Genomic DNA, 17295 nt, shown 5'->3' with positions numbered 1-17295 from the left:
TACTTATATCAGGAAAGGATGAGGCATATGGAATGGATTGAACGGCTTAACGCCGCAATAGAGTATATTGAGGAACACATCACGGAGGAACCGTCCTTTGAGCAGATAGCAAAAACAGCCTGCTGCTCGGTGTATCATTTTCAGAGAATGTTCGCTTACATGGCGGATACGCCGCTCTCTGAATACATCCGGCGCAGGCGTATGTCCCTTGCGGCGGCAGATTTACAAAGCGGCGAAAAAGTTATTGATGTGGCCCTCAAATACGGCTATGCATCTCCGACTGCCTTCAACCGGGCGTTTCAGAGCATCCATGGCATTGCACCGTCCCTTGCTCGGGAATCGGGCATCACCCTCAAAGCCTTTCCGGCAATCAGCTTTAAAATAACGATTAAAGGAGTGGAAGAAATGGATTACAGAATCGAGAAAAAAGAGGAGTTCCGCATTGTGGGCATTTCCATGCCAATGCACAGGGAGTTGGAAAAGAACTTTGAAGCCGTACCCCAGATGTGGGGCAAGGCTGCGATGGACGGAACCCTCTCCAGACTTGCCGCACTGATGGAGGGCCCGCCTATGGGGATGCTCGGTGTGAGCAATAGCTGTGACCCCGCAGGGCCGTGGAAATATTTCATCGCAGTGGCAAGCAGTAAGGAAATTGACAGTACCCTGGAGGAATTCCTGGTTCCCGCCGCAACATGGGCCGTCTTTTGCGGCAACGGTACAAACACCAGCATACAGGAGCTGGAAAAACGCATCCTTACAGAATGGCTGCCATCCTCTGGCTACGAATACGGCAACGCCCCTGATGTGGAAGTTTACTTAAACGCCGATCCGCAGAATGCAAAATATGAGGTATGGCTGCCGGTTATAAAAAAGCAGACTTAAAACATGTTCTCATAAAGTTCAGGCCACCCCGTCAGGCAGATGCCTCCCGGAAACAGATTGCACAGCAGGGAGGGGGAAACCGATACAGGTTTCCCCCTCCCTTTTCCAGGTCGTATTCTATTTTATATTAAATATCCTGCTGCGTCACGTTTCTGCTGCTTTAGCTGTCAGATTCCGGCGGATATTCCTTTTTCCCATTTCCATAATCCGCAAATCTACCTTCATGCTTATCATGAACAGGTGCATCACTGTCCCAGGGCCAGCCACCGAATCCGGTTGCCCGGTAATCTGAATAAGCCTGCATAACCTCCTCCTGGGTATTCATAACAAAAGGCCCATAGGCGGTCACAGGCTCATTGATCCGTTCTCCCTCCAGCAGTAAAAACTTGCTTTCGCCTTTTATGCTGTTGATCTCAATTTCCTCATCAGCCTTTAAATCAAAGTAATATCTCTCTTCCAGGGTCTGCCCCTCAACTTCAACGGAGTCCCCTTCATAATGATACAAGGTTCTGCTCATGGTAGACGTTCCTTTTGGGATGGTCAGCTTTGCCTTTCCTTCCATCTTTATAAGCCATATTCCCACATGATTTTCTTCAGCCGCAGCCCAGGATTGTGGCGTTGGGTCAAGAGCCTTCGTCCCATTATATTCCCCTGCAATCACCTTGATCTCAAGGCTTCCATTCTCCTGGCTTTCCCTGACCACCGGAATTTCCTCAGCCCACAGCATCTTATAATGAGGCGGCACAAACTTACTCTTTTTAGGAAGGTTCAACCAGACCTGGAACAATTCCAGGGTGTTTTCTTTGTCCTCATGAATCAGCGGGAACATTTCACTATGCTGGATTCCCTTTCCCGCCGTCATCCACTGGACATCCCCTTCTCCGTACCGCCCAAAAGCACCCTGGCTGTCCGAGTGGTCCGCAACTCCCTGGGTAACTATAGTCACAGTTTCAAAGCCTCTGTGAGGGTGAACAGGAAATCCGGGAATAATATCTCCATAGTACATACGCCACGGTGCTTTGAGATCAAAGTCGTTGCCGGCTTCTCTGCCCGGAATATAAGATACCGGCGCCATCTCTTCATTTCCCTTTGGAAAAAAGTCCTTGTGATGCATGGTGATAATAAAGGGATTTTGGGTTTTTAGCTGAAAATCACACCTATGCTTCTCCAATATTTTCATGAAAACACTCCTTTCGTTTAAAGATTAAATTTAAACTTATTTTGCATAAATCCTATAAAGTGAACAGAAAACGATTAACTCTAAAAATAATTATAGCAGAGTGCAGAAAATAATAAAAGAGAAATAACAAGGAGCAGACCTGCTTTTAGATTAACAAGTCTGCTCCTTTTATTTTTATACTTCCACACCAAAATGTTCAAAAAGAATCTGCTCGGCCTTTGCACACCAAAGTCCCCGGTTCTCCCGGCATACCTCATCCAGCTTCTTAAACAGAGGATTTGTTTTTCCCAATTCTCCAAAATCCTCAATGGCTGTCAAAGGCATATCAAACTGGGTATAAGTCAGCTTCTTACCTCCCGGAATATTGGGAAGGTTCAAGGTCGCCTCTGCAATGCTGTCAATGCCGCCTACATGGGTTACCATAACTGCCGGTTCGATCTTTCCCTTTGCCGCCAGCTCATTTGCTTCGATCAAATCGTCATTATTTCCTCCCGTTGTTCCCATAATATGGGCGCTGATATAATGGACGTTATAAAGATTGATCTCAGATTTAAACTGATTATCTGTGGGGCCGGCAAAAAAGTTTAAGCATCCGTCAAATGCCAGAAGCTGATCGCCCATTTCCGCCACCTGGCGGTTGGGGATATAAACAAACACATCGTCATAGCCCTTTCCTCCCGTGATGGCCCGAAGCTCTGCCACCGGATCAGCCATTTTCCCGGTATTGACGTATTGAAGCTCAACTCCGTTTTTAGCGGCAAACTCTTCCGAAATAACTTCTCTGGCCCGGGCAATCTTTGCGTCATCAATATCTGTCACAACGATTCTCCTTGGCTTGTTCCTGTACTGGATTCCGTAGCTTACAGCTCCTAAGCCCATGGGGCCACAGCCTCCTAAAATAATAATATCCCCATCTTCCTTGGTTCCAATGGCATGTTCATGATCTCTCTTATTGGTGTGGTAATTTCCATGATACCCTCCGATGATACAGCTCATGGGCTCACCCAAAGAAGCCTCAAAAAAGCTTTCTCCTTCATAGGGCATCAGACAGCCCAGCTCCATAACCTCAGGCGGAAAAATGCAGTAGGTGCAGGCTCCGCCGAAAAACTCATAGGAATAACCGGGGGAAGCCAGGCTGCCTTTATAATTTAATGCAGGCTGCTGGGCAAACTTCATTCCCGGCTTAAACTGGTCTTTCCATTTATCTCCCACCTCCACGATCACTCCGGCGAATTCGTGGCCGATGATAATAGGATTGGTGTCAATGTTCTGAGGCGCTCTCTTATGCCTCTTTCCCTGCTCCGCCAGCTTATAGGTGGACATGCAGATACTGTCGCTCATAACCTTTACAAGGATCTCATCCTCCTTAATAGGAGGCAGTTCAAATTCCTCCAGCCTTAAATCCAGTTCTCCATACATCCTCACTGCCTTTGTCTTCATTCTATCTCTTTCCTTTCCGCTCTTTTGGAAAAGGTGTCCCAAAAGCCCATTGCCGAACTCATCACGTTTTCGGACTGTGGCTTATGGGACACCATTATGTTTAGTTTAATTCTGCATACAGTTCATTCCACTTGTTAAGCATTTCCTCTTTATGCTCTGCTAAATACGCAAAGTCAAGGTCTTTGATCGCTAAGGTTTCCTCATCAGGCAGACCGCTTAAGTTGCACAGAGTGTTGGAACCCCGTCCTGCAGAAGCTTCTGCACGGGCATCCTGGAATTCCGCAGAGGATAAAAGATCCATCATGGCCTGGGCTGCTGAAAGGTTGGGTGCATTCTTTACGATTGCAGCTCCTCCTGCCATTGCAGTATTGCCTTCTTCCATGTAAACGCACTCAATGGGAGCACCGTCATTGATCAAAGCTGCTACGCTGGACTCATAGGAAAGTCCTACCACATATTCGCCGTTGCTCACCAGGTTATAAACATCCTTTGAGGAGGTGGTGGAAAAGCTTGCCGGAATCAGCTGCTTAATATAATCCCAGGACTTTTCATCGTCAAATTCATCACCCATAACAGCCAGAATGGTCTGTAACTGACGCCAGCCGGAAGATGATGCATCGGGAGCAGCAAGAATGATCTTTCCTTTCAGAGCAGGATTGAGCAAATCTTCATAGCCCTTGATTTCAATTCCAAGCTCATCTCTTAAAGCAGGATTTACAACCAGGCTCATTAACTGAACATCATAAAAAGTATAATATCCAGACTCGTCATGGTATCCCTGTTCTTTGTCACAAGCTGCTGTATAAGGCTGAAGAATATCATGATAGGTCTCACCGTCTGCAGCAAACATGCCTCCGATTACCACATCTGCATCACTGGATTCATCACTTCTGATTCTGGTAGCCAGGGTTCCCACGGAATCAGCCTGGATTTCCATTTCACAATCAGGATAATACTGCTTCCACATATCTCTTAATACCTGCTGCTGAGTTTCTTCCATGGTGGTGTAAACCGTAATTTTCCCGGTCACTTCACTGGCTGGTCTTACGTAATAGGGTGCTCCTGAATCAGTTGATTCTGCTGCTTTGGTCTCTTCGGCTGACTGAGCTTCTGTTTTTGACTCCTCCGCCTTTGTTTCCGGTTCCGCTTTTGTGCTGCATGCAGTCATAGACAATGCCATAACCGCTGCAAGACCTGCTGCCAATAGCCTTCTTTTCATCATAATTTCTTCCCTTCTCTTTATAAATTTTGGTTTTATAACCATTTTTACAAGCGCACATCCTCCATCTTGGTGAATTTTAAATAGATCACCAGACAAAGTACTGTCAGCGCCATTGTAATCGTTGCAAATACTGCTGCTACCCCGTAAATACCGCCGGTAATTGCGGAATACGTACTGATTGTCAGGGTAATGGTCCTGTTATTATACAAAATTACTCCGGAAGACATCTCCGTAATAATTGATACAAAGCTTAAAACAGCTCCTGATATGATTCCGCTGGACATTAACGGTACCGTGATCTTTACAAATGCGGACACCTTGGGAGCCCCCAGATTCAGCGCCGCTTCCTCAATGCTGACCGGAATCTTCATCATGGCCGCCGTAGCGGAACGGCTGGTAAAGGGCATCCTCCGTATGGCGAGAGCGATGACCATGATGACCAGGGATCCCGTAAGGGTAAAGGGCTTTTTGGAAAATGCCACAACCATGGCAATACCGATTACCGCTCCCGGCATAATATAGGGCAGCATGGAAATGGTATCAATGGCATTGTTTAAGAAATTGCTTCGCCTTACCACTAAATAAGCGATTAAAACCGCAATGACAATAATAACCGCCAAAGTCGCAATGCTGACAATCATGGTATTTCCAATGGAACGGAACAGCATTTTTTCCATTGCCTTTTGATAATTGACCAGGGAATAACCCGGCTTTAAAATACTGTTTTTATAATTTCTGAAAGACATATTTACAATATAAATCTGGGGCAGCAATGAGATACCCACAAGAAGATAACAGTAAACATGCATGGCCGCATTGGCAAACCCGGAAGCCTTCTTAGGCTCTACGGGATGCAGGGCACTTATGGTAAATTTAAACCGGTTGGACGCCGTCTTCTGTATCAGGAATATAACTGCCGTTACCAGCACCGCGATAACGCTGATGGCTGCTGCAAAATGATAATTGGTTCCGTTTTCACCCAGGTACTGGTTATAAATCAAAACGGGAAATGTGCTGTATCCCCGTCCAATCAGCACCGGCGTTCCGAAATCCGCAAAAGATCTCATAAAAACCAGCAAAGCTGCGGCCAGAATGGTGGGCATGGTCAGCGCCATAATCACCCTCTTAAAACGGTCAATTCCCTTACAGCCCATGCTTTCGGCTGCTTCCAGCAGAGAATTGTCAATATCCCGGAATGCACCGTTCATATAGATTACCACCAGCGGAAACAGCTTTAAGGTCTGCACAAACACAATTCCGCCAAAACCATAGATAGAAACCCCGGAAATTCCTATGGATTTTAAAAACCCGGTGATCAATCCCGAATTTCCCATGAGCAGAATCCAGGCATAAGCGCCGATAAAGGGAGCCGACATGGTGCAGAGAAGGCAAAGCACAAAGAGCACTTTCCGTCCCCCCAGCCTGTAAAAAGAGTAAAAGTAGGCAAAGGGCACTCCCAGAAGCAGGCTGGTAAACATCACGCATACTCCAACTTTAACGCTTTGAAAGATAGAGCTGTAATAATAGGATTTGCTGAAAAACTGGCGAAAGGCATCAAGGGTAAATTCGTCGTTTGCATAAACCGCTTCCCTGAGAAGCTTTCCAATGGGATAAATCAGGAACACCAGAAATATCACCAGCAAAACCCCGGAGACGACACTCCAGAAATCACCTCGTTTTTTTCGGATCATTCCTTCACCTCCCGTCTTTCAAAGCCTTCCGGCAGGATGGTGCTGTTTTTTACCCCTTTCATCAGACTGCCTGTGGATTCCGAATCAAATACGTTGATCTTATTGGTATTGATGGTCAAGACAATGTCACTTCCTGGAGGAATGATGGAATCGATCTCAGATTCCTGGATAATTTCTACCTCTTCCCCTGTCTCCAGCTCTGCAAAATAATGGGTATTGAGTCCCAGGAATACGCTGTCCCGGATAACCGCCTTAATTCCCTGGCCTCCTGTACTGCTTTCTGACCGGGAAACAATCAGCTCTTCCGGCCTTGCAGATACAACAACCTCTCTGTCCCGGATCTCCTCATCTCTTATGGAATCAACAGAAATTTCATATCCGCCCTGGAATACGACCACCGCCTTTTCCCCTTCTTTTCTCAACCTGGCATTTAAAAGATTGGACTTGCCGATAAAGGTCGCCACAAATAAATCTGCGGGCCTCTGGTAAATATTTTCAGGTTTGCCGATATGGCGGATCACTCCGTCTTTCATAACTGCGATTCTGTCTGAAATAGCCATGGCCTCTTCCTGGTCGTGGGTGACATAAACCGTGGTAATTCCCACCTCTTTCTGAATCCGCTTAATCACACTGCGCATCTCCACCCGCAGCTTGGCATCCAGGTTGGAAAGAGGTTCATCCATCAAAAGCACATCAGGGCTGATTACCAGAGCTCTGGCAAGGGCTACCCTCTGCTGCTGGCCGCCGGAAAGCCGCTCCGGCATCCGGTCCCCGTACTGATCTACGTGAACCAGCTTTAAAAACTTATCCGCTTCCTCTTTCATCTGTTCCTTTGACATGTTTTTGTATTTCAGGCCGAACTCCACATTTTTACGTACCGTCATATTGGGGAAAATTGCATAATTCTGAAATACCATACCGATTCCCCTTTTGCCGGGTTCCATGTCGTTGATCACTTTGTCATTAAACCGAAAGCTTCCTCCTTCAATGGAATTAAATCCGGCAATCATTCTCAGCAATGTGGTCTTTCCGCAGCCAGACGGGCCAAGAAGGGTAAATAACTCCCCATTTTCAATGGTTACCGACAAATCCGGGATTACTGTCACTGTTCCGTACCTTTTCACCGCGTTGCTAATTGAAATCGTTACGCTCACTTTTCCCACCGCCTTTTTGGATGTATTGTATATTTTCTTCTCTTATTAATCATTATTTTATACATTTTAATCATTGATTCCTACCCAAAATACAGTCTCAATGGAAAAAATACCAAACAGATTGCTTCGTCCAAGAAAAAAAGCAGCTTTATTTCAGCTGCTCCTTCACTTTCCACGAATACTCCTTGGGGCTGCACCCAATGTATTTTTTAAATACCATGTTAAAATACTTGTAATCTCCGATTCCGCACATCCAGGAAACATCCTGAATGGCAATATTTCCCTGATTCAAAAGCTCCACAGCCTTTTGAATACGGAAACGGTTCAAATATTCGATAAACGTAGTTCCCATCTGTGTTTTGAATTTCCGGTTCAAAAACGTCTCACTGTAATTCATGGCCTCCACCACATCCTGCCAGCCTATCTTTTCCTGATAATGTTCTTCAATGAACTTCAGCAGTTCTTTTACAATCTCATCATGCTCCCCTGTCTCCTCTGCTCTGGAAACCAGCCTCACGTTTTTCAGTTCCTCCGCCTCCTGCTGCTGGGCCAGCCAGGTCTGATAGATCCACCGTTTTTCTTTTGCATTCTCAATTGCCTTTACCATCTCCTCCCGTTTCAGAGGCTTTAAAAGGTAATCCGTCACCCCGTAGTGAATGGCGCTTTTTGCATATTCAAAATTAGAATATCCAGACAGAATAATGGCGGAATAACTGTATTCTTCACAAGTCCGCCTGATCATTTCGATTCCATCCATAACAGGCATATTGATGTCCACAATCAGAATATCCGGTCTCATCTTTTCAATCAGTTCAACCCCCTCTATACCGTTGCGGGCCTCTCCCACTATGGTACAGTCCAGCTCTGCCCAGTTAACCGAATACATCAGCCCCTTTCTGATAATATCCTCATCTTCTGCTATTAAGACACGGTACATTCCGTCACCCCTTCTGTTCAATCTGAACCGTTACTTCAAGACCAATACCTTCTCTGTTTCTGATTAAAATTCCGCTGTTTTCCCCGTATTGAAGATAAAGCCTGCGGGACAGGTTGCAAAGTCCAATGGAAGAAGAACTGTTGTCATGCTCCTTTAACTGCCGCTCAAGCTCCTTAGCCCTCTGAGGCTCCATGCCCAGCCCGTCATCTAAGACCTGAATGACCAGCATATTCTTATCCATGTATCCACGGATTTGGATATTTAACTCCATTTTCTTCTGAAAACCGTATTTGATGCTGTTTTCAATCATAGGCTGAAGCAGCATTTTGGGAACAATACACTCGCTGCATTCCGGCTCCATATGGATTTCACAGTGAAAACGGTCACCGAAACGGCAGTGCTGTATCTCTAGGTATGCATCAATAAACTGCATATCTTCTTCCAGGGTCATTTCTTTTCTGGTGGTATTGACGCTGTAGCGCAAAACCTCCGTCAATTTCACGATCAGTTCCTCTGCTTTCGGCGCGTCAAATATAACCAGATTCCGGATAATCTCCAGAGTATTATAGAGAAAATGGGGATTCATCTGCTGGGTCAGCTGTTCCATCTCAATGCGGCTGTTGAGCGTAAGCAGCTCTGTATTGCGTTCATTTAAACTCTGGATATTATCCAGCATGCGGTTTACCTGGTTCCCCACTTCCCCAAACTCATCGTCTGTTCCAAGCTGAACCCTGTGCTTGTAATCGCCTTTCCGGATTATACGGATTTCCTTTACCAGGTTTTTTATGGAAGCAGCATTGTTTTCCGCCATGGTCCTTGACATCCAGCCGGCAACCACATACCAGCATATTCCTACCAAAAAGAGCACCAAAAGTCCGATGTATACCGTCTGATTCTTAGGATAGTGTACCAGGGAATAGATTACAGCCGAATATTCAGGCAGTTCCTTTGAAACACTCCAATACCGGTCCCCTTTGCTTTCCCATATTCCATGGGCCACTCCATAAAACTTATTATTGTTGTCAGCCATTCCCGGCTTGCTTATGTACATGACATTCTGGCGCATATCTGTGATCACGCCGTCAAAGTTGCTTTTGGAAAGATAAAAATTCCATTCGCTGCCGGACAGAAACAAGGTTACATACCCTTGAATGCTTCCTTCTTCAAAAACCGGTTTCACAAAAAGGGCGTCGGCATAATTTACCCTGTCATAATAAATAGCACGGTAAATTTCCCCTTCATTTAAATTTCTTGCATTATAACAAATGGCATTATTATAATTCAGCAAATAAGAAGAAAACCGGTTCTCGCCGAAAGAGGTAAAAACCATATTGCCGGCTTTATCTACAATCAGAACCTCATTACGAACCTTACAATCCTCATTAAACTGGCGGAAAAGATTTTTAAATTCATCGGAAACACTGGAATCTGTCTGGGAATACATTCTTCTCACCACATCATTGATCCGGTCATTCAACAAAAATTCTCTGTTTTGAATGTCAAGATCAAAAAATGTTTCTTCCAGCTGTTCCAAGTGGGAAACAGCATTCAGTTCATTTTCCATCAGAGTAATGATATATTGTCCTGCCCAGAAAAAGAAAGCACTGATCATCAGAAGCAGCACAATCTTCCGGGTCACGGATTTCTGCAGGTTTTTCTGAAACCGCCCCTCTTCCGGGACCTTGTTTTTATTGGAAGGACGTAAAATAATTCCCATAGTCTTCACAGTCCTTTCCCATTTTCATCAATAGCTCCTCTGTCCGCCATAACCATGATTTTTTCGTTCCCCATTTCATCTGCCTTTATTTTATATAATTTAACAATAAAAGTGTAGTTAATCAGCCATATTTTTATTAATAATTCTATTATAAGAGGTAGTCCTGGGTTTTTCAATAAAAATCGAACTTATCCGGTACAGCCGGAAGCTTGTAAACATAATACTGACTATGGGGAGATGTCGTACTGTATTTGCATTTTAACGCAAAAAAGGAGCGCTGCTTCACAGATGATTTTTCATCTGTTTTGCAGCACCCCTTATATAGATTTAATATTCTGCGCTAATCAGCCATGTACATTGTTTCGATGCCCTGATAATTTCCATCAGCGAAAGCATCTGTCTTCATGTCAAATTACTTTTTATATCCACACTTGGGACATACGCCGTTTTCATTTAAGGCAATACCACACAACGGACAACGGTCGATGTTGTTGTTTGTCTCAAATTCTTCGGAAGCCCCATTAACACCGCTGGTAAATGTAATCTTGGCAATGTTCAGCTTATCCTTCAGCAGATCATAAACAATCTTAATCATTCCTTCAACAGTCATAGTTTCTTTAGTTACAACCAAACGACATTCCGGATATGCAGTTGCAAGCTCTGTCTTGAAAGCGGGACCCTTCATTTGATTGGTGGGCGCACCGTCCTTAATGCCCTGCTTTTCATAAACATCGAGGATTGCAGGCAACAGGGGATCATCTTCCCGCAGAACCAGCGCATGGTCGAAGTTTTTCAGAACTTCCCAGGCGGTCTTCTGAATTTCGTTGCAAGGGAAAACCATATTGACGCCGGAATTAACAGAATCCTCAACCTCAATCGTCAGTACGCCGGTGTGACCGTGCAAATACTGTGCTTCGCCTTTAAATCCAAAAAATCTGTGTGCATACTGCAGGTCTAATGTTGTAATACTTCTCATAGTTCTTCTCCTTATTTTATATTATTTACGGGGTATTGCTATGCTCCCGTATGCGCACTAAATAATACTTGTCCGGAATATCTGAAGCTGTTCCTATGTATTACTTTTACATTCAGAACAGATACCCCTGAAAACAATATCATGTCCGGTAAATACGAACCCATGAGTATCCCTGATAGATCGCTCCATATCTGCTATATATTCCATGTCTACATCAAAAACACGGCCGCACTTTACACATCTTGCGTGATAATGATTACTGCAAATATGGTCGAAACGGTCAGCCCCTCCGGGCATCTCCCTTTTTTGTATCTCGCCCATTTCGCATAGCCGCTGCAGGTTCCGATACACTGTCCCTCTGCTTATATTGGGATGTTCCTTAATAATCTCATCATATATCTGGTCTGCGGTCGCATGACACTTCAGCTTATTTACAGCCTCGAGAACTAAAGCGCATTGAACTGTATTACGTCTAATCATAATATCAACCCCATTACAGTAATTATTCTTAATTAGGATTATATATCAATAAGGATCGTATGTCAAGTTTTTTATATAGGCAATTATGAAGTATTTCTTTGCATTCTGCGTGGATCATGTTGTGATTTTTTGCCATTTTATATCACCTTAATTCTTTATGTACTGCTCTCTCAACCTCACCTGATATCTTTTTTAACACATGAGCTCAAATCTCTATAACACAGGAGAACGGAGAGAACTGCCTCTGTATCCTTTTAATTACAACAAAAAAGCCGAAAACCTTGTAAAATCAAGGCTTTCGGCAATATATGTAATGTTCCTGAGCGGATTCGAACCGCTGGCCTTCCGCTTAGGAGGCGGACGCTCTATCCTGCTGAGCTACAGAAACCCATGCATAAATCTGCATTTTTTAACGGACTGTGCAACAGCATCTGCTGCACAGTCCGTCTACTATTATATTCACAATTTCCTTTTTCGTCAAGACAAATCTTATATTTCTTCCAGAGACTCCTTAAAATTCACGGTCCCCTGCATCCATATCTGCCCCTTAAACCGGCGTCCCACTTCAGGAGTTCCCACCAGATCCTTTTTCGCAATTCCCACATGGAATATTAAGTCACTGCACTCCACAGTAAAGTCATAGACCTCTTCCTCTGTAACCTGATTCTTCTTCACATCCATCTTAATGATCTCACCGATAATGGAATACTGGTCACACTCCACGCCGCAGGGCATGAAACAGGAATCAATGATGGAGTATAAATCCTCCTTCATCACTCTTCTGGAAGCCTGGGAATATAAATCAATATCTTCAATGGTCAGAGTTTCCATGGCATCCTCATCACCGTTTTTTGCCGCCTCCAAAAGATTGTTACGGTCTTTTGCAGCCACTCTGGCTCTTTCCCTCTGCTTTTCCGTCTTCTGGATGGGCAGAAGAATCTTTCCGTTTATAGCCAGGCCAGTCATACAGACATCCTTTGTATCCATGGGATGGCGGTCAATGATCCGTTCTCTGCATTCAAAAGAATTATCTATATAAAAAATCAAAGAAATTCCTACTTTATATTCATCCAAAAGCCCGGCGTATGTTTCCTTTTCCGTATGGCGCTGAATGGAACAGGACACATCTGATGTCATGTCAGTGCTCTTCAAATATGGGTAATAGTATTGTCTTTGAAAGTTTCCCTCCTGGTCCATCTCTCCGAAAATGGCAATTCCCATACCGGGAGCTACTTCCCTTCGAAGCTCACAGAGATTGGATTCCTCATCAATCTGCATTCGTTTTATTCCGGACAAATCTTCACAGAGCTTATCCAGTAATTTTTCTATATCTCTGTCTTTCTGATAAAGACTGAAACCAACAGTTCTCAGGAATTTATGCATGAAATCATCACCTGCTTTCTAAATAATGTTAAAAAAATAAAAGGAATACAATGAGGCGAAGAACACTCCGCCTCAAGTCTTAACGCTTATTATATACTATAAATCAAGAGAATTCCAGTAAAATTTTTATATTCTGAATTTTCCAGACAGTCCCCAGTATCATCTTCCCAATGTTTCACTCTCATGAAACACTATAAAGATACCCCTCCTTCTTTTGCATTTCACCTTTTATCCGTATCATATCCAACTGCAGTCCAGATGCCGGTATCATCCTGGCGGACAAGGCGCTTTAAATAAACATATTTCGCAATAGATTTCTCATCCTTGATTTCTGCAATGGCATCAATTCCGTTATTTTCAGTGATTTCAATATCTTCATAAGCAATAGGGTAATCTCCTGTAATGCCTTCCGGCGACAACAGCAGACTTGCAAATACCTGAGATACAAAAGCCGGATCAAGTTTCCAGGGGGAATGGCCTGCATCCACGCTCTTCTGCTCATTTTCTTCTGCAGACAGGTCAACATCAACCTTAACCTGCGGCTGCCCCGGATTCTCTGTGCTCACCGGTATTACTACATTTCCCCCGGATAGTTCTTCTGCGAAAACAGTCAGGGTTTCTAACGATGCTGTCCCCAATACACCGTATTCCATACCATCCTCCTGCCAGCGGATAGATCGGTTTGTCTCTGAATTTATAATTTCCGCCTTATTCTGATTCACTGTTCCAAGAACTGCCATGGGAGAGGGAACCAGTTCTCCTGCTGTTTTAGACTGGGTTAATAGAATTGAACCCGCCAAATCTCTGGCTGAGTAATACAGCTTCACAGTCTCATGGTCTTTCTCAACTGCTATCCGGTTCAGTGCATATCCCTCTGCCACCTGTCCGGGAAGCTTAGGCATAAAGCCAGCCAATTCCTTTGCCTCTTCCAGGGAAGCGGCGGCCTGCTCCATATTGGTATCTTCCTCCTTATAACCGTCTGGCACATAATAGGCTAAAAGGTCATGAGGAATTTCATTTATTAATTCAAAAGAGGTATATTCTGCCTTGATCTGAATTGCATTCTGCATTGCTGACACCTTTTGCAAGGGCAGATCTGTCTCGTTATCAACCCATAAAAAGTAAGGACTTCCTCCATCCGGAATGATCTGAAGCTTTGTCGCTTTTCTTCCATGGATGGTCTCCTGGCCAATTACTTCAACTGTCTGTGCCTTTGCGGCATCATTAATTTCATTTCCAATCTCAAAAGTAAAACGGTAATCATCGGGAAATGCCGGTAAAAGATAAATGGTTCTCTCCTCCGGACGAAGCTGCCACTTCTGGGTTCCATTGTTTGCAGTTATGGATTCCCTGGAAACTCCATCCAGATCCTTGATATAATAATTACCGCTCTTATCTGCCCATACCTCCCTTTTGGACTGTGTGATAGTCTCTCCCAGCTCATTGGTTTCACTCACCTCAATGATTCCATGGTAAGCCCGGACTACCTTCATGGCATTTTCCATTGCATATACCATATTAGAGGCTTTATTGGGAAGGAAATAATATGCGGTCACCAAAAGTAATATTGCAGCCGCAGAAGCAGCTCCTATAAATGCAAATCTCTTCCTTCGATTCCTTACAGGCTTTTCTTTTGCTTCTAAAGAATTAATAAGACGCTGCCGAAATAAGTCATCAGGATATTCCACTTCCCGGAGCAGCCGTACCTTTCTTACGGTTTCAAAAAGAGCCTGCTCATCCACTTCTTTTTGTAACCCATTCTTGTGTTCCTTCGGCCTTTTTCCGGCATTTAAATCATCAATATATTGAGATAGCTTCCTTTCATCCATTTTTATATTTCCTCCTTACCTTCTTCTGTTTCCAGTATCTTCGCCAGGGCTCTCACGGCCCGCAGCTGAAGAACGCGGATGGCTCCCTCTTTTTTTTGCATCAGCTTCCCGGTTTCTGCGACAGTATATCCCTTGATAATCCGCAATTCAATCACAGTCCGCTGTTCTTCAGTCAGCCGGTTCATGGCCTCTGCAATCCGGTCCCTTTCCGTAAGAGAATCTGAGAAGTCCTCCTCAACAATTTCCTCCGGATTTACATCCTCTAAATTCACACTGCTGCCTCTCCTCTTTTTTGCCCTCCATTGGTCGCGGATGATATTCATTGCTATGAACCTTAAATACTTTTTACATTCCAGAATATTCACATCATTCTTGTTTAAAAAAGATATCGCCTTTGCATAAGTCTCCTGTGTGATATCCTCAGCCTCTTCACGGTTCTGAACTTTATAATAAATAAAGCTGTACAGCTCCCTCCAGGTATCCCTGCAGAGTTTTTCAATCATTTCTTTGTTGTTCTCTCTATTCCTCATTCCTGCCTCCATACTGCTGCAACATGGCATTCTGCATTTTCAATAGCTATTGTAATCCGAATTTTTGTACATACACTAATAAAGACGATTATGACCGGTGAAATGTTACACACTGATTTTATTTTTTTAATACTATATCCGGAAGCAGCTTATTTATTTAAAAAATGGAAGGTGTGACCGATTCTGACTTGCTTAACATACATTATCTTCTTATGGAAGATAATGACAGGTTTAAACTTAACTTCTAACTCAATTTCCCATTATACAAAAAATGAGCCATCACAGAGTGATGACTCATTCATACAATTATATTTTATTATATCAGCTGTCAAATGCAGACGGTGCCGGAGGCTTGCCCATGGAAGATTCCACCTTGGTTACAAGGAAGAATGAAACAACTCCCCAGAAACAACCGAATACGATAGGAAGAATTCCGGTATTTCCGCCCCATATCTGCCATATTACAACTGCAACAGACCCTATGAGAATCGATACAATTCCGGCATTCTTCGTGGCCTTTGGAACCACCATTCCAAGGGCGTAAGCTGCAAATGGTCCCGCAGAACGCAGAGCAAAAGCAAACAGGTTCAATGTAATTAAGTTAATGTTAAATAATGCAATTCCCATGGAAACCAGACAAATGATCACGTTGCTTGCCCTGGTAAAAGTGATCAGCTGTTTATCTGTTACCTCCGGATTAATGAAGCGCTGATAAATATCCTTTATTACTATAGTAGAAGCGCATAAAAGATTGGAATCGGCGCTGGACATGGTTGCTGCAACAATAGCAGCCGCAACAAGTCCTGTTACAATGGGAGGTGCGTATTTTGAAGAGGCATACATAAGAGCCGTAGTTCCCTGACCTCCATCCAGACCCGGATTCTCAGCCAGTGCAACCAGACCGATGAGAGTGGGCATAAAGGCCAGAAGCGCCATTAAAACAGCTGATAAAACCGAGGCCTTTACTGCAGTTTTTTCATCCTCAGCACTGGAAAAACGGCTTACCATTTCAGGACCGGAAAGGAAGGTACAAAAATAGTTGAAAATAAGCCCAAGGATGGTTGGAATTCCTATCTTAAACATATCAAGCTCTACCGGAGGAAGCAGATTGGATACTGCCTGCCAGCCGCCAGCCCCTTGAATTACCATTGGAACGGATATCAAAAGGCCGAAGAAAATAATAAAAAACTGTAAAATGTCCGCTATGGCATCTGCCAGCATTCCGCCTAAAGTGGTATACACAATAATGATTCCGCCTGCCACAAAAACTGCTGCATTAAGAGGAATTCCCGTGATCGCACTTAAAACAGAAGCTGATGCCAGAATCTGGGAAGCTGTTAAGCAAAACAGAGATAGAACATTTAATACCGCTGTAAAAACCCCTGCAAAATTACCAAATCGCCGGTTTACTACTTCCGGAATGGTCACTGCCATTGTCTTTCGGATTCTGGGCGCAAAAAATGACAGTGGAATCATAGCAACCGCTGCCGCCAGAACATACCATGCAGCGCTCATTCCCCAACCGTTAAAAGCCTTAGCCGCCACCCCTGTGGTGCTTCCGCCGCCAATATTGTTGGCTGAAAGAGAGCATGCAATCATGAGAACTCCCATCCTTCTCCCTGCAAGCATGTAATCAGTACTGGTTTTAATAGTCAGTCTGTTTACAAAAAAACCGATAGAGAGCATAACCCCTATGTAGAGAACTAAAATAATAATCGGTACTACCTGAACACTTCCCATATTCGTTCCTCCTTATGATTGGTTTTGTGCAGTCAGGGGATACTGCAACCTACATTTATAAGGGCATTATAATACTCTTTTAGAAAAATTTCAATAAATTTTTAGAAAAATTTGATATTTAATTTAATTTCTTC

Annotated in this window: 14 protein-coding genes and 1 tRNA gene; 1 reads left to right on the top strand and 14 read right to left on the bottom strand. The window is 43.9% G+C overall.

The annotated features are described in order from the left end of the window. The first annotated feature begins 27 nt into the window (after window positions 1–27). Window positions 28–882, top strand: coding sequence for an AraC family transcriptional regulator (locus tag V7M78_RS04175; RefSeq protein WP_333646741.1), 855 nt, complete (start codon window positions 28–30; stop codon window positions 880–882). Window positions 883–1042: 160 nt separating this feature from the next. Here the strand turns inward: V7M78_RS04175 and V7M78_RS04170 are convergent, their stop codons facing one another. From V7M78_RS04170 to V7M78_RS04105, 14 genes are all read right to left on the bottom strand, one after another. Continuing rightward, window positions 1043–2062, bottom strand: coding sequence for a pirin family protein (locus tag V7M78_RS04170; protein ID WP_333646740.1), 1020 nt, complete (start codon window positions 2060–2062; stop codon window positions 1043–1045). A gap of 174 nt (window positions 2063–2236) precedes the next feature. After that, window positions 2237–3502, bottom strand: coding sequence for a zinc-binding dehydrogenase (locus tag V7M78_RS04165; protein WP_333646739.1), 1266 nt, complete (start codon window positions 3500–3502; stop codon window positions 2237–2239). Between the two features lie 100 nt (window positions 3503–3602). Continuing rightward, window positions 3603–4724, bottom strand: a complete 1122-nt coding sequence (locus tag V7M78_RS04160; protein ID WP_333646737.1) for an extracellular solute-binding protein — start codon at window positions 4722–4724, stop codon at window positions 3603–3605. Window positions 4725–4768: 44 nt separating this feature from the next. After that, complete coding sequence (locus V7M78_RS04155; RefSeq protein WP_333646735.1) at window positions 4769–6415, bottom strand: ABC transporter permease; 1647 nt, start codon at window positions 6413–6415, stop codon at window positions 4769–4771. Then, entirely contained in the window at window positions 6412–7569 is a 1158-nt protein-coding gene (locus V7M78_RS04150) for an ABC transporter ATP-binding protein (protein ID WP_333646733.1), read from the bottom strand. Before V7M78_RS04150 ends, V7M78_RS04155 begins: the two co-directional genes overlap by 4 nt. A gap of 148 nt (window positions 7570–7717) precedes the next feature. Beyond that, complete coding sequence (locus V7M78_RS04145; protein WP_333646731.1) at window positions 7718–8506, bottom strand: response regulator transcription factor; 789 nt, start codon at window positions 8504–8506, stop codon at window positions 7718–7720. Between the two features lie 4 nt (window positions 8507–8510). Continuing rightward, window positions 8511–10223, bottom strand: a complete 1713-nt coding sequence (locus tag V7M78_RS04140; RefSeq protein ID WP_333646729.1) for a sensor histidine kinase — start codon at window positions 10221–10223, stop codon at window positions 8511–8513. A 412-nt stretch (window positions 10224–10635) separates the two neighbouring features. Next, entirely contained in the window at window positions 10636–11199 is a 564-nt protein-coding gene (locus tag V7M78_RS04135) for a 6-pyruvoyl trahydropterin synthase family protein (RefSeq protein ID WP_333646727.1), read from the bottom strand. A 93-nt stretch (window positions 11200–11292) separates the two neighbouring features. Beyond that, window positions 11293–11679, bottom strand: coding sequence for a Fur family transcriptional regulator (locus V7M78_RS04130; protein WP_333646725.1), 387 nt, complete (start codon window positions 11677–11679; stop codon window positions 11293–11295). A 314-nt stretch (window positions 11680–11993) separates the two neighbouring features. Then, a tRNA-Arg gene (locus tag V7M78_RS04125) sits at window positions 11994–12067 on the bottom strand. A 101-nt stretch (window positions 12068–12168) separates the two neighbouring features. Then, window positions 12169–13062 (bottom strand): DUF3881 family protein, encoded by an 894-nt coding sequence (locus V7M78_RS04120; protein WP_333646723.1) that lies wholly within the window; start codon window positions 13060–13062, stop codon window positions 12169–12171. A gap of 221 nt (window positions 13063–13283) precedes the next feature. Then, window positions 13284–14891, bottom strand: a complete 1608-nt coding sequence (locus V7M78_RS04115) for a hypothetical protein (RefSeq protein ID WP_333646721.1) — start codon at window positions 14889–14891, stop codon at window positions 13284–13286. Window positions 14892–14893: 2 nt separating this feature from the next. Beyond that, window positions 14894–15421, bottom strand: coding sequence for an RNA polymerase sigma factor (locus V7M78_RS04110; protein WP_333646719.1), 528 nt, complete (start codon window positions 15419–15421; stop codon window positions 14894–14896). Between the two features lie 321 nt (window positions 15422–15742). Continuing rightward, a complete protein-coding gene (locus V7M78_RS04105; protein ID WP_333646717.1) occupies window positions 15743–17161 on the bottom strand; it encodes a sodium:solute symporter family protein in 1419 nt (472 codons plus the stop codon). Window positions 17162–17295 lie beyond the last annotated feature (134 nt).

The sequence above is a fragment of the Lacrimispora sp. genome (assembly GCF_036758025.1).
In the GTDB taxonomy this organism is placed as follows: domain Bacteria; phylum Bacillota; class Clostridia; order Lachnospirales; family Lachnospiraceae; genus Lacrimispora.
Note: the sequence above shows the minus strand (reverse complement) of the source record. Positions and strands in the feature narration are given on the sequence as shown.